The 15,087-nt window shown below is 29.4% G+C and carries 13 protein-coding genes; 7 read left to right on the top strand and 6 right to left on the bottom strand.

Annotation, left to right across the window (positions count from 1 at the left end):
* Positions 1 to 18: 18 nt before the first annotated feature.
* Together V6137_RS00580 and V6137_RS00575 are read right to left on the bottom strand one after the other, a co-directional pair.
* Positions 19 to 780, bottom strand: a complete 762-nt coding sequence (locus V6137_RS00580) for a LytR/AlgR family response regulator transcription factor (protein WP_425445924.1) — start codon at positions 778 to 780, stop codon at positions 19 to 21.
* A gap of 13 nt (positions 781 to 793) precedes the next feature.
* Positions 794 to 2,470, bottom strand: coding sequence for a LytS/YhcK type 5TM receptor domain-containing protein (locus V6137_RS00575; protein ID WP_425445923.1), 1,677 nt, complete (start codon positions 2,468 to 2,470; stop codon positions 794 to 796).
* 192 nt (positions 2,471 to 2,662) lie between these two features.
* Between V6137_RS00575 and V6137_RS00570 the strand changes: the two genes are divergently transcribed.
* The 3 genes from V6137_RS00570 (at position 2,663) to V6137_RS00560 (ending at position 5,375) form a co-directional block, all read left to right on the top strand.
* Positions 2,663 to 3,412 (top strand): metal ABC transporter ATP-binding protein, encoded by a 750-nt coding sequence (locus tag V6137_RS00570; protein WP_425445922.1) that lies wholly within the window; start codon positions 2,663 to 2,665, stop codon positions 3,410 to 3,412.
* A complete protein-coding gene (locus V6137_RS00565; RefSeq protein WP_425445921.1) occupies positions 3,412 to 4,212 on the top strand; it encodes a metal ABC transporter permease in 801 nt (266 codons plus the stop codon). The genes V6137_RS00570 and V6137_RS00565 overlap by 1 nt, the downstream gene beginning before the upstream one ends.
* A gap of 140 nt (positions 4,213 to 4,352) precedes the next feature.
* Entirely contained in the window at positions 4,353 to 5,375 is a 1,023-nt protein-coding gene (locus V6137_RS00560; protein WP_425445920.1) for a DUF2804 domain-containing protein, read from the top strand.
* 157 nt (positions 5,376 to 5,532) lie between these two features.
* Here V6137_RS00560 and msrA read toward each other — a convergent pair whose 3' ends face one another.
* The 3 genes from msrA to V6137_RS00545 form a co-directional block, all read right to left on the bottom strand.
* A complete protein-coding gene (msrA, locus tag V6137_RS00555; protein ID WP_425445919.1) occupies positions 5,533 to 6,003 on the bottom strand; it encodes a peptide-methionine (S)-S-oxide reductase MsrA in 471 nt (156 codons plus the stop codon).
* A gap of 60 nt (positions 6,004 to 6,063) precedes the next feature.
* Positions 6,064 to 7,377 (bottom strand): methyl-accepting chemotaxis protein, encoded by a 1,314-nt coding sequence (locus V6137_RS00550; RefSeq protein WP_425445918.1) that lies wholly within the window; start codon positions 7,375 to 7,377, stop codon positions 6,064 to 6,066.
* 90 nt (positions 7,378 to 7,467) lie between these two features.
* Entirely contained in the window at positions 7,468 to 9,186 is a 1,719-nt protein-coding gene (locus V6137_RS00545; protein WP_425445917.1) for a methyl-accepting chemotaxis protein, read from the bottom strand.
* Between the two features lie 238 nt (positions 9,187 to 9,424).
* Here V6137_RS00545 and V6137_RS00540 point away from each other — a divergent pair, with 238 nt between their 5' ends.
* Together V6137_RS00540 and V6137_RS00535 are read left to right on the top strand one after the other, a co-directional pair.
* Complete coding sequence (locus V6137_RS00540; RefSeq protein WP_425445916.1) at positions 9,425 to 10,318, top strand: DMT family transporter; 894 nt, start codon at positions 9,425 to 9,427, stop codon at positions 10,316 to 10,318.
* Positions 10,319 to 10,533: 215 nt separating this feature from the next.
* Complete coding sequence (locus tag V6137_RS00535; protein WP_425445915.1) at positions 10,534 to 11,943, top strand: sensor domain-containing diguanylate cyclase; 1,410 nt, start codon at positions 10,534 to 10,536, stop codon at positions 11,941 to 11,943.
* A 33-nt stretch (positions 11,944 to 11,976) separates the two neighbouring features.
* Here the strand turns inward: V6137_RS00535 and V6137_RS00530 are convergent, their stop codons facing one another.
* Complete coding sequence (locus V6137_RS00530; protein ID WP_425445914.1) at positions 11,977 to 12,822, bottom strand: YitT family protein; 846 nt, start codon at positions 12,820 to 12,822, stop codon at positions 11,977 to 11,979.
* A gap of 355 nt (positions 12,823 to 13,177) precedes the next feature.
* On the opposite strand from V6137_RS00530, the gene V6137_RS00525 reads away from it, so the two are divergent.
* On the top strand, positions 13,178 to 13,753 hold the full coding sequence (locus V6137_RS00525; protein WP_425445913.1) for a GGDEF domain-containing protein: 576 nt from the start codon (positions 13,178 to 13,180) through the stop codon (positions 13,751 to 13,753).
* 61 nt (positions 13,754 to 13,814) lie between these two features.
* Positions 13,815 to 14,792, top strand: a complete 978-nt coding sequence (locus tag V6137_RS00520; protein ID WP_425445912.1) for a helix-turn-helix transcriptional regulator — start codon at positions 13,815 to 13,817, stop codon at positions 14,790 to 14,792.
* Positions 14,793 to 15,087 lie beyond the last annotated feature (295 nt).

The raw sequence follows: 15,087 nt of genomic DNA, 5'->3' as shown, positions 1-15,087 counted from the left end.
ATATACATTTAAAATGTATTAAGTTATCTTCATAATTTTTTTAAAACTTTTCACTTGACTTCTACTTACAGGAATTTTTTCTTTTATACATTTTAATTTCACTTGATATGTGCTATTAAACCAGGGTTCAATTTTTTCTATGAAATCTAAATTAATTATAAAACTTCTATGACTTCTAAAAAAGTTATCTAAATTAAGTGTCTCTTCCAACTGGCTTAAAGAATTTTGATATTCATAACTTTCATTTTCTGTAAATATTAGGGTAGATTTATCTACAACCGTGGCATATATTATACTTTCCACTAGAACAGGTATATAACTACCATTTTTATATAGACATACTTTATTTATGTTAGATTTATTTTCTATTTCACAAAGTAAGTTTTCCAGTCTATTCTTATAATTTATTGAGTTATAATCTAGTCTTTTTAATACTTTATTTATAGTATTATCTAGTCTATCCTTAGAAAAAGGTTTGAGTATATAGTCTATAGCATTTAACTCAAAGGCCTTAATAGCATATTCATTATAAGCTGTTACAAAAACTATAAAGGGAGGATTATTATTATTTAATATTTTTTCTGCCACTTCTATACCGTTTACTTTAGGCATCTCTATATCTAGAAAGATTAAGTCAATATCTAACTCAGAAATTAAGTCGAGAGCTTCTAAGCCATGTTTAGCTTCCGCTAAAACACCTATATCATCATAGCCTTTTAATAAAAAAGAAAGCTCTTCTCTAGCCGGTTTTTCATCATCTAATATAATACAGTTTATCAAAATATCAACCCCTTTAAATTTTAGGTATTTTCATGGTTACTGTTGTTCCCTTATTTAAAGTACTTTCTATAATTAAGCCGTAATCATCATCGTATTTAGTTTTTAGTCTATTGTTTACATTTATAAGGCCTATGGAACCATTAGTATTTTCTTTATACAATATATTATTAATAGTTTCTTCACTCATACCTACTCCATTATCCTTAACTATTAATTTAACATTATCTTTATTATCTATAACATATATATCCACATTACCACCGTCTAGCTTTTTTAATATTCCATGTTTAATTGAATTTTCTACTATAGGTTGTAATATTAAAGGTGGCAAAGAACAATTAATATTTTTATCTATATGAAAATTAATACTTAACTTATCTCCAAATCTAGCTTTTTCAATAGAAATATATGATTTTACATGTTTAATCTCTTCTAATAAATCCACTTCTTCACTGCTTTTATATAAGTTCTTTCTAAAATAGTCTCCTAGATTAAGTAATAGTTTTCTTGCTTTTTCAGGTTTAGTTCTTATTAATGAAACTATAGTATTTATTGCATTAAATAAAAAGTGGGGATTAATTTGAGCTTGTAAAGCCTTTAGTTCTGATTTGGCCAATAATTTTGATTGATATTCTAATTTACTAAGTTCTATTTGAGTGGAAAAAAGGGAAGCTAACCCAAGGGCCAGTTCTAAATCCACCTGTGTAATGGAATTTTCGGTGGTTTTGTATAACTTCAAACACCCTATTGTTTTATTCTTTTCCTTTAGAGGAACTATAACCGCTGATTTTAATTTACAATTCATATGGTTACAATTTATTTCATAGTGATAATTGGCAACCTTATATACCCCTTGATTAATAACTTCTTTAGTAAGTCCAGTTTTTATATAGTCACCTACTTTATGGTGATCTTCTCCTATACCTATATGGGATAATATTTTCTCTGTATTGGTAATAGATACTGCTTTAACACTTGTCATATTATAAATAATTTCAGCTGTTTTGTAGGAGGTTTCTTCATTAAATCCCTTTCTAAAGTATTTCAATGTTTTATTTGCAATATTAAGAGCTCTTTGTGCTTGAATTGATGCAGCCCTTTGTTGATCTTTAAAAATACTTTCTGATATTCCTATACATATGGATATCCCTATTGAATTTGTAATTATCATTGGAAGAGCTATTAATTTAACCAATTCTATGGAATCAGCTATGGGTCTAGCCAATGCTATAATAATACACATCTGTATAGCTTCTGAAATGGCTCCTAAAAATAAAGTGTAGGTCCATTTATTGTCTCTATTATAGAATCTTTTACTAAGGAATCCAGACATAAAACCTGATATAATTGTAGATATAGCACAGGATAAAGCCGTAAAGCCTCCAATAAAAAATCTATGTCCTCCAGCAATAACACCAGATAATACCCCTACATAGGGACCTCCAAGCAGTCCTCCTACAAAGACACCTATAACCCTAGAGTTTGCTAAGGCACTCTTTACAGGAATACCTGTATAAGTACCAATTATCCCCATTATTCCGAAGAATACTGCCATTAAGGTTTTATCTTTGAAAGTGATTTCCTTTTCTAAAGCTAGTTTTTTTAGGAGATTTACCTTAGATGATACAAAGGATAAAATTATTATTATACCTATTCTATTGACTAATCCTGCTAATATATCTAGAGTCATTATATTCACCTTCTGCATGAGAGTTATACATATATTATACCAAAATTATATTTATAATAAATGTTTAGAACTTAATTATATGGTTATTATTTATAATATTATTTATAATCGGTTACAACTTGACTTAATAGCATAATTTGTTAGAATAAATTTAGATTTTATAACAGATTATGTAGAGCGGGAGGAGAAAAAATGTACGATATAGAGATGGAAAATTTAACAGTAAACTATGATAATATTTGCGCACTTAAAGATGTAAATCTAAAAATAAAGGATAAGGAGTTTCTAGGGATAATAGGTCCTAATGGTGGTGGAAAGAGTACCTTACTTAAGGTTCTCTTGAAGTTAATAAAGCCTACTAAAGGAAAAATAAAAATAAAAAATGGAGTTAAAGTGGGCTATGTTCCTCAATTTACTACATTTAATAGGGACTTTCCCATTAGAGTTTTAGATGTTGTACTTATGGGTAGATTATATGATAGGCCTAAGATATTTCATAAATATAAAAAAAGTGATATTAAATTGGCAAAGGAAACCATGAATAAGCTAGATATATTAAAACTTAAAGATAGAAAAATTAGTAATTTGTCAGGAGGTCAAATGCAAAAAGTACTTATAGCAAGGGCATTAATGGTAAAGCCTAAGGTCCTTTTATTAGATGAACCAACTGCCAGTCTAGATGCCAATGGAAAAACAGAAATATATGAATTGTTAAAAAAACTAAATCATGAAAAGACTATTGTTATGGTTAGTCATGATATGGGAGTAATTTCTACATATGTAGATAGTATAGCATGTCTTAATAAGACCCTATTTTATCATGGAGATGACACAAAGGTCACCGGAGATACATTAGAGAAGGTTTATGGCTGTCCAGTGGAGTTAATAGCCCACGGAGCTACACCCCACAGGGTATTAAAGCACCACAAGGAGGAAGAATAATGATAGATGCAATACTTAACTATAACTTTATGCAAAATGCTCTTATAGCAGCCATATTAGCCAGTGTAGCTTGTGGAATAATAGGAACCATAATAATAGAGAAAAAATTAGTTATGCTAAGTGGAGGGGTTGCCCATACATCATTTGGGGGGATAGGTTTAGGGTATTTAATGGGGTTTGAGCCAATAATAGGTGCATTTATATTTTCTATAATATCATCACTATCCATATCCCATATAAATAGAAGGGCAAAAACCAACTCCGATGCATTAATAGGCATGTTTTGGTCTACGGGGATGGCCTTAGGGATACTGTTTATAGCCTTTACTGAAGGATACCCTCCCGATATGAATTCATATTTATTTGGAGATATATTAACGGTTTCGAATATCTCTATCAATATGATGATAATAGTGGATATAATCGTAATAGGTTCTATATTTATGTTTTTCAATTACTGGAAGGCATATTTATTTGATGAAGAGTTTGCAAAAGTTTTAGGAATGCCAACAAGATTTTTGGAAAATTTTCTGTTTATACTAATAGCACTTACCATTGTAACACTATTAAAGGTAGTTGGAATAATATTAGTTTTAGCCCTTTTAACTATACCACCTTCTATAGCTAAATTATTTACATATGATTTTAAAAAGATAATTGTAACATCTATTATTCTGGGAATGATAATAACAATATCAGGATTATTTATTTCTTATCAATTTAATATAGCATCGGGAGCTACTATTATACTACTGGGTACCATGATGTACTTTATAGCTTTCATAATAAAAAAGGTCTAATTTATTTAGATCTTTTTTCTTACTAAAGAATCCTTTTATCTTATGCTAACTAATAAGAAGATCACCCACTATATCTTACATTATAATTACCTAAATATTCTAAAAATGATATAATAAAATAAAAGGGGGTATTGAGTACTATGACAAAATCTAAAGAAAATTCAAGTTCTTTGGTTACAGATGGAAAGTTTAACTTTGGAACATATAATAAACCTTTAGTTGATATTAATCCCTTGGATGCCAAAGTATCAAAGATACCTATACCCAGGTTTTTAAAAAATATTAGATTAAAAGAGTGGAATGCATTTCAATTAGGTAATGATAGATTTTTTATATTTATTGCAATAATGGATATAAAAAAAGTTATATTATTAAAAATAGACATATATGATAAGAAAGAGGGAAAAAGGTATAATTATGAGAAGAAAGTTATGCCATGGGCTATAAATATTCCCAAAAATTTACTTAATTCAAAAATATCATATAAAAATAAGAATATCACTATTAATATATATAACAAACTAAAGGATAAATATATAGATATAAAGTTTACTATAGGACAAAATAAGAAGTTACCCAAAATAGAAGGACTCTTAAAGGGACTAGCTGAAAATACTGAACCTATGGTGGCTTCTATTCCCTTTAGTAAGTATAGTGGAATGTATTCCCATAAAGCAAATTGCCCTATGGAAGGGTACTTAACCATAGGAGAGGAGAAACATAACTTTAAAAAGGGGAAAAGTTTCTTAATAATAGATGATCAAAAAGGTTATTATCCATACATAATGAAGTGGGACTGGGTAACGGCATCCTACTATAGTGAAGATAAAGATCTAATAGGTTTTAATTTAACTAAAAATCAATCCATAGATGAAGAAAAATATAATGAAAACTGTATTTGGATAAATGGAAAAATATATCCTTTGCCACCGGTTAAATTTTTAAGGGAAAAGAATAAATGGTATATAAGAGATTCAAAAGGTATAGTAAATTTAACCTTTAGTGTTGAAATGGATAATGAAATTAAAACAAATATGCTTATAGTGTCTAGTAAATATGATGGTCCCTTTGGATGGTTTAATGGATACATAAAAAACTCTGATAGAAAAATCAATATGGAAAGAGTTTTTGGCATGGGTGAGAGGTTTTATTTAAGAAGCTAGGGGGGATAATTATAAATTGTGAATGGTTAATTGTTAATTAGATGGAAGGTTTAAGTTTTATGTGTAAGAAACAGTTTAAGTCTTAATTTAAGTTTGGGAAAAAGAAAAAAAGAATTTTGCCTTTAGCAAAATTCTTTTACTTAGACTGAGACTTAGACTAAAACTTAATATGACAATATCCACCGGGGTTTTTCCTAAGGTAGTTTTGGTGGTATTCTTCTGCTTTGTAGAAGTTTTTTAATGGTTCAATTTCTGTTACTATAGGATCTTTATAGTTTGTTTGTTGTTTTTCTTTTGATTTTAGTATAGTATTTAAGTCATCATCATCCACATAATATATTCCAGTTCTATAATGGGAACCAAAATCGGGACCCTGTCGATCTTTAACGGTTGGGTCTATGACTTTCCAAAACTTATTTAATAATTCCTCTAAACTTATAATAGATTCATCATATTTTATATAGCATGTTTCAGCATGACCTGTAGCAGATGTGGTAACCTGTCTATAGGTTGGATTTTCCACATGGCCATTTGCATAGCCAACCATAGTTTCTACAACACCGTCTATTGTATTCATATAGGCTTCTACTCCCCAAAAACAGCCACCAGCTAAGTAAATTTCCTTCATAATCATCACCACCTAATTAGGTTTTATAATAATATACCCTAAAATAAGTGATTTATATAATTATACTTTAAATTTAAATATTTTTTCCCTTGTTTCTTCGGCTAAGTCAGTTAAAGTCTGGGACGTCTGGGATATATCATTTACTGATTCAGTAACCTCCTCTAAAAAGTTAGTGGTATTATTTATCGAGCTTTGTACCTGCTGGGAGTTTCTATTTATTTTTTCTATGGAAGAATTAGCTTCTATCATCAAGTTAGCCTGTTCTTCGGTAGATGATGAAATTTCTTGAATCATGGCATTGACATTATTAACCTGTTCTGTAACATTATCTAAAATGTTATAAGACTTCTTAGATGAAGTTTCAATATTATTTAATACCTTATCAGAATCATCTATCTCTATATTAAGTAAATCCACTTCAGATTGTATAGATGATACTATATTTTCAATTTTTCCAATAGATGAACTTGTATCATCTGCAAGCTTTCTAATTTCCTCTGCTACAACGGCAAAACCTTTACCATGTTCCCCAGCCCTTGAACTCTCAATCATGGCATTTAAAGCCAAAATACTGGTTTGTTCTGATATACTATTGATGGTTTCAACTATAACTCCAATTTTTTCAGATTTTTGTTTTAATTGATTAAATACGTTTTCCACCTTGGAAAAGGAAGACTTCATATTCATGACCTCATCTACAACTATATCAGTTGATTCTTTTCCCTCCATAGTTATATTATTTGCATTGGAAGAATAAGAAGTGATTTGTTGAGTTGCTGCTGTGATTTGTTGACTTAAACCATTTAAATTTCTGATTAAATCATTAACTTCATTCACTATATTAGTTGTATCTAACATATCATTATTTATATTTTCTGACTTATTAGATATTTCACTTAAGCTTTCAGAAATAGATTCCATATTAGATTCAAGTTTTTTCGCAATATTAGTTACATTTTCTGAAGATTTAGTTGTATCCACAACCATATCACTTATATGATCTACCATAATATTTATACTTTCTCCAAGTACTGTTATCTCGTCATTACTTTTTATTTCTAATCTACTATTTAGATTTCCATTTGAAACGTCCTTTGTAAAATCTATTATTTCCTTTACTCTACCAATAATTAATCTTCTCACCACAATAGTTATAACAACGGTTATCAAAGCTATATCTATAGCAGGTATTATTAATGCTCCAACTTGATTGTGGAAAAAGGTTATATTACTTAGGGTATTATGTATAAATTTAGATATAAAGATCATAGCAAATTGGACTGCTATAACCCAAAATATAAATTTTACTGTAAGAGACCTTCCCACCTTAAAGCCATTTAACATATTAAACTTTTCTTTTTTATCAGTATCCATTTTTATCCTCCTTTTAGGTTATATAATTAAGGTGGTCAACTAATTAGTTGACCACCTTAATTATATATATTTCGACAATTATTATCAAGACTACAGGGTAAATTTATCTATCATGTTATTTAGTTCACTTGCTAAACTTGATAAGGTATTGGCACTTTGGGATATGGTTTGCATAGAAGTACTTTGCTGCTGTACTGAAGCAGCGGTTTCTTCTATACCTGCTGAGTTCTCTTGGGATATTGCAGCCACCTGTTCTATACCTTCGTTTATAGTACTACTATTCTCTGCAATGTCTTCTAGGTTATTAGATACAGTTTCTATACTTTTAACCATATCACTTACCTTAGAGTATATATTTTCAAAGGACTCTCCAGAAGTTATGATTTGTTTAGTGCCCTTTTCAACTTCATCATATCCTGACTGTAATGAGCTTACAACTGTATCGGTTTCTACCTTTACATCCTTTAATATAGTATTAATCTTATCTGTTGATTTTCCCACATCTTCAGCCAATTTTCTTATTTCATCGGCAACTACTGCAAAACCCCTTCCAGCTTCTCCAGCCCTTGCAGCTTCAATAGCAGCATTTAATGCCAATAAATTTGTTTGTTCGGAAATATCATCAATCATATTAGCCAAATTTGAAATGTTTCTAGTTTTATCTTCTAAGCCTTTAACCTTATCAACAGAGGTTTTTACTATGTGATTTATAGTTTCCATTTGATTTATTGATGATTTCATTTGGGTGTTACCTTCATTAGTTATATTTAATACCTCATTAGAAGAACTTCTTAGGGATTTACCATTTTTATTTGATTCATTGACTAGTTCATTAAGGGTTCTTATGGAATTTGCAATCTCCGTAGAAGAACTAGATTGTTCCTCGGCACCGGCTGCCATTTCCTCCATTGTGGCTGATATTTGCTCACTACCTTGGCTAACCTCACGGGAGATTCTAATAAAGTTATTACTTTCTATTGATACGTTATTACTAACATCCTTTGTTTGTTTTATCAAATCCCTAAGGTTATGTACCATTACATTAATAGAGTCACTTAATTTACCAATTTCATCATTGCCCTTATAATCTATTTTCTCAACTAAAAGATTCCCCTTTGCTATACTTTCAGTTATGCCAACAACTTTATTTACATTTTCAGAAAGTTTTTTGCTTATTATGTTGACTATTATAATTCCTAATATTACTGATATAGCTACTGATATTACTAAGGTTAGTAGTATATTAGATATATTTTTTTTAGCATTTGTTATAGCTAATTTCCGATCTTTCTGTACAATATCAGCCATTTTCTCCAATGCATTTATCGTATTTGATCTTAGATTGGATATCTCTCTTCTGTATTGGGAAACTTTTGATGGTGAATTAGTTCGAATTGCTGGAATTAAATTATCCTTAAATATTCTATCCACATTTTCATCATTAATCTCTACTTGATTAAATAGTTTTTTTAGCTCTTCAGAATCCATTTCGGGTTCTATCTCTTTTTGTAGCTTCTCAAAGGCTTCCCTCTTTTCATTATACTCTTCTATTATATTATAATCTTTAAAGCTAACATAGTCGGCAATCCTTATATCCTTTGTTCTAAACAAGGATGCCATCTTTGTTACATCATTAACCCTATGCCCCCGTCTATCTACGGCATTGATATCGTTTACAACGGTGAAAAGTAAAGCTACTGTAATTCCTGTTGCTATTATAAACATTCCAATTGATAAAAATAATGCCACATTAAACTTACCCCTAATGTTTAAGTTGCTTAACTGAATAGATTTAAATATTTTTTTCAATTATAGTCCCCCTTAATAGTGATAAAATATAGATTTTTCTGAAATCTTTAATTAACATATACTACTTAATTATATCATAATGTGTCATAAAACGACAATTAAATTCAGTGGAATAGAAAAAAATTAAGTTTTATTAATTTTCAATTTAGCACTTTAAAAAGATAAAGGATAACTGGTATAATGTATAGGTAAATATTTAGTGGGTCTAAATTTTTTATCAAATTAAGGAGGTTAATCTATGGAATCACATATAGGAGAAATAATAGCCCTATTTACGGCTATATGCTGGACAGTTACATCAACATCATTTGAATTGGCAGGTAAAAAAATAGGTTCATTATCTGTAAACTTTATTCGACTTATAATGGCATTTTTTCTACTGGGAGTATTTACCCTAATAACCAGGGGGATGTTTGTACCATTAGATGCCACAGTGGATAATTGGACCTGGTTAATGGTATCTGGGTTAATAGGCTTTGTAGTGGGAGATCTATTTTTATTCCAAGCATTTGTTGAGGTGGGAGCTAGAATATCCATGCTTATAATGTCTGCATCACCACCTATAACAGCTCTTTTAGGATTTATAATTATGGGAGAGGTACTTACTATTAAAGACTTAATAGGTATGACAGTGACAATTATTGGGATAGCACTGGTTATACTCATGAGAAGTCCTGGAAAGAAAAAAATGCAATTGTCCCATCCTATAAAAGGGGTTTCCTTTGCCTTTCTTGGAGCATTTGGACAGTCATTAGGTCTTATATTAAGTAAGTTTGGAATGGGAGATTATAATGCATTTGCGGCTACTCAAATTAGGATTATTGCGGGGATAATAGGGTTTATAATTGTGTTTACTATTATGAAAAGATGGAAAGGGTTAAAAGTAGCTATTACTAATAAGGATGCAATGAAGAAGGTTTCAATAGGTGCATTCTTTGGACCCTTTTTAGGGGTGTCCCTTTCTTTATTGGCGATACAATATACTACAGCTGGAGTGGTATCCACCATAACAGCAATAGTACCGGTACTTATCATACCATCATCGATTTTAATATTTAAAGAGAAGGTCACGTCTAAAGAAATAATAGGTGCATTTATAACTGTAGCGGGGGTATCATTACTATTCATATAAGAGCAAAGGCACCTTCGGTGCTTCTTTTGTTTAGTGTAGGGTACAAGGTGCAGAGAGCAGGGAGTTGACTAGACCATAAATAGATTTTTATATAAGGGAGAATGGGATATCTATACATTGAAATATACTTTCAATTAAAATATAATTATACATATAAATAAAATCGACATAAATAATGTTTATTTATATATAATTATATGAGAAAGGGGTTATAAATGAAATTTGAAACTATACCCTCCCAAGTTTTTAACTGTCCTAAGCACTTACAAAATATCATAGATATGATACCAAATCCAATTTATTTCAAAGATATAAAAGGGGTGTATAAATACTGTAATGAAACTTTTTTAGAATATTTTGATGTTACTAAAGAACAGGTTATAGGTCATAGGGCAATGGATCTTATGTCTATGGAGACTGCAAAAAAATATGAGAAGTTCGACAGAAGATTAATTAAAAATGGAGGTAAAGGTAGTTATAATACCACCATTAAACTAGGAGATGGGTCTTATAGATATATAAAGTCAAATAAAGTTGCCATTAGAGATAATAACGGCAAAATTATAGGTGTTGCAGGGGTTGCCATTGATATTACAGAACAAAAGATAATAGAAAAAAACTTAAATAGGCAACTTAAATCAAAGGAGGCAATGTTATCTATAAGTCAATCCATTGTAAAAACTAAGAATATATATGATTTATTTGATTTAATACTTAAAAAAACTTTAGAAGTCGTTGAAAATGCTCAGGTTGGCAGTGTCCTTTTAATAGATGAAAAAGGGAGATTGGATGTGGTCTCACAGATAGGATTTACTGAAGAAGATGTAGAAAACTTTTCTATAGTTTTAGAAGACACTTTTATATGGAAAAAAACAAATGGGAAGATTGAAGAAAGTATTATAGTAAATGATATTGAAGATATGATGGGGAAAAATTATAAAGAGCCTTTAAAAAACAAGGAGGGCTTTTATATAAGGTCTAGTATTACGGCCCCTATTATTATTGATAATAGATTATATGGAATTATTAATATAGATAGCGAAGATAATGATGTTTTCGATGATATGGATTTAAAATTGATGGAATATATGAAAAGTCAAATAGAAATAGCAATAGGCAATCATAAACTTTATGAAGATGTGGTATCAATGTCAATGTATGATAAATTAACTAATATATATAATAGAAATTATTTTGAAAAATATATTGAAGATAAACTGGATAATTGTAAATGTGGAAAAACATTTTCTTTAGCGATTTTTGATTTAAACGAGCTAAAGCCAATAAATGACCGTTATGGTCATATTGTGGGTGATTTAACTATCAAATATTTTGCCAAAAAACTAAAAAATAGCATAAGAAATACAGATGTTCTAGCTAGGGTAGGTGGAGATGAATTTGTAGCAGTATTGTTAGAATCTAAAAAAGAAGATTTAATAAAGAAATTTGAAAGCCTACAGAAATTTTTTAGAAAAAATCCACTAAAGGTAGAAGGTAATAAGATAGTATGTAGTTTTAGTTATGGTATCGCAGATTATCCAACAGATGGTACAGATTATGAAACATTGATAAAAATGGCCGATAAGAATATGTACAGATATAAAAGAAATATAAAGAAAAACTAATACTACTTCTATTAATAGAAGTAGTATTAGTTTTTAAACTATGCTAAAACCTTCTCCCAATACTTCTTTAACATGGGCAACCATGACAAAGGCTTTATCATCGGTCTCTTTTATAAAGGTTTTAAGCCTTATAAATTCCCTTCTGCTGACTACAGTGGTAATTACTTTTTTTTCCTTATTTGTGTAGGCGCCATTAGCATGATATATAGTGGCCCCTCTACTTAATGAATTGTTAATAAAAGATTTAATCTCTTCAGGCTTTTGGCTAACTATAGATATACTCATCTTAAGGTCTAAACCTTCTATAACATTATCTATAACAAAGGCATTCATAATAACACCCAATAAAGCATATAGTCCCAATTCTAAACCAAATGTTAGCCCTGCCATTAAGGTTATAAAGAAGTCTGCTAATAATAAACCTTTCCCAATCTCAATATGAAAAAACTTATTAAATATTTTGGCTATTATATCAGTTCCACCGGTAGAGGCATTTTGATAAAATATTACTGCCATTCCAATACCTTGGATTAGTATTCCAAAAAACAAATTTAATATCATATCATCTGTAAGGGGATCAGCTAGAGGAAATAATTTTTCAACTGCCCATATTGCACCGGATAATGCAAAGCTGGCATATATGGTTTTAGCTCCAAACTGGGGACCTATAAGTATAAATGCTACAATAAATAATAAAATATTTAATATAAACATTAAGGAACCAATAGATAGTACAGGGAATATATTATTAAAAACCATTGCAAAACCTGTAACTCCACCAACAGCTAGATCAGCTGGTACTAAAAAGAAACATAAACCTAGGGCAACAATAATTACCCCTAATGTTATAATGGTATAATCTTTTATTAAACTTTTCATATATATCACTCCTAACATATTAAATTTATTGAAATAATACCCCATAAAGTAGATAGTAAATAAAATATTTAGAAAAGGCAATAAAAAACACCCTAGTTTAGGGTTTATTAGTAAATCAGAAATCCATAGCAATTTTATGCAATCAATAGATAGAAGTCAATAGATTTATTATAGATTAATATTTGTTAAACAGATTATTACAAAAAACACATACAAATATGACAAAAATAATATGCAAATTATTATTAAATTGTATAAATTTAGATGTTTTTTTTATAAAGGACAATATCTGTCCCCTGTAAGTATTAAAATAGATAGTGTGGTTAAAAATATAATTAATTTAGGGGTGAAATACTTGAGGTACCAAAGTTTATCAAAAGATGATCTGATAATAAAGTTAAGGCAAAGAGATAAAGAGGTTAAAAGGCTAAAAAAGATAATAAAAAAAATAAAAAAAGAAGCCACCAAAGATTATCTTACCAGCGCCCTAAATAGAAGGGCAGGTATAGAGGTTTTAAATAGAGAGATTAGAGATTCGAGAACCAATGGAGGACAAGTTACAATATGCTATATTGATGTAGACGGATTAAAAAAGATAAATGATCAGTTTGGACATCTAGAAGGGGACAAACTTTTAAAGGATATAAGTGATCTTATAAGAAAAAACATAAGATCAACTGATATATTGATAAGACTTGGCGGAGATGAATTTTTATTAGTATTTCCAAAAACAAATATTAACGGAGCTAAAAAAGTCTGGGATAGGGTATATAAAAGTATTAAGTTATTTAATAAAATTGAAGCTAATAGTTATAATATAGCATTAAGCTATGGTTTTGCGCAATACTCTAGAGATAAATATACATCATTAGTTGAGTTGATAAAGACAGCAGATAATGAAATGTATAAAAGAAAATCATACAATAAATAGGACTTTAGGACTATACATAGGCATATATATATAGTAGAATGATACTAAATGGGGTGATAACATGAGAAGAAGTAAAGTAGAAGGAATACTATATATATATGATATATTACTTAATGGAGGTACGGTTAAAAAAAATGAAGTGGCACTAAAATTTAATGTAAGTGATAAAACAATATCAAGGTATATAAATGATATAAGAACCTATATTGCCAATGAAAGAAAGCAATGGGATATAGTATATAGCAGAAAAAAAGGTGGATATGTTCTCAATAGGGATAAAGATAAGTTCCTTACTAAAGAAGACGTACTTGCTATAATAAAGGTATTATTAGGTACTAGAGGGTTTAATAAAAATGAAATAGAAGATTTGGTGGAAAAACTTTTAGAGCTTTGTGTCTATGAAGATAGATTTTATCTAAAGAACACTATAGGAAATGAATTATATAACTATAGTTCACCAAAACATAATGAAGAATTGATTAATAAGATTTGGGATATTACATATTCCATAGATCATCATAATAAATTACAGATTGAATATTCTAAATTAGGACAAGATGGTAAATTGGTTAAAAGCTTAGGAAAAAAGGTGTTATATCCCCAGGGTCTATTATTTTCTGAGTATTATTTTTATTTAATAGCATATATAGAAGGAAAGGATTATAAAGATCCAACTATTTTTAGACTAGATAGAATTAACAAATATAAAATATTAAGTGATAGATTTAGGGTAGAATATAAAAATAGATTTGAAGAGGGACAATTTAGAGATAGGATTCAGTTTATGCAATCGGGAAAAATAGAAAATATAAAGTTTAGGTTTACAGGTGACTCCATTGAAGCAGTATTAGATAGATTACCTAATGCTAAAGTTGTAGAGGAAAATAAAGGGGAATACATAATAAATGCCACAACCCATAAAAAGGGGATTATAATGTGGTTATTAAGTCAAGGAAGGGCGATAGAAGTATTGTCGCCAAATGAATTAAGAGAAGATATCATAGAGATCATAGAAGGTATGCTTAAAAAGTATGCCTAAAAATCTTTACAAAAAGAATATATGATGATAATATAAATAAAAATATAGTAGCTTCAAATTTATTTAAGAGTTACTTTCGTTTAGGGGTTTTATTATGACTGTTATAGTAACAAATTTTAATATACAATTTCATCATCACTAGAGAGGGTTTGTATCTTTTAAGGATAAAAAGGTGCAAGCTCTGTTTTCCATTGAAAAAATAGGGCTTGCATCTAGTGGTGATAAAGGAATTTTGATATAAAAAGGAGCCAATAGATGCATTAATGCATCTATTGGCTCCTTTTTATAATGGAGA

The sequence above is a fragment of the Dethiothermospora halolimnae genome (assembly GCF_037577855.1).
GTDB classification, from domain to species: domain Bacteria; phylum Bacillota; class Clostridia; order Tissierellales; family VENL01; genus Dethiothermospora; species Dethiothermospora halolimnae.
Note: the sequence above shows the minus strand (reverse complement) of the source record. Positions and strands in the feature narration are given on the sequence as shown.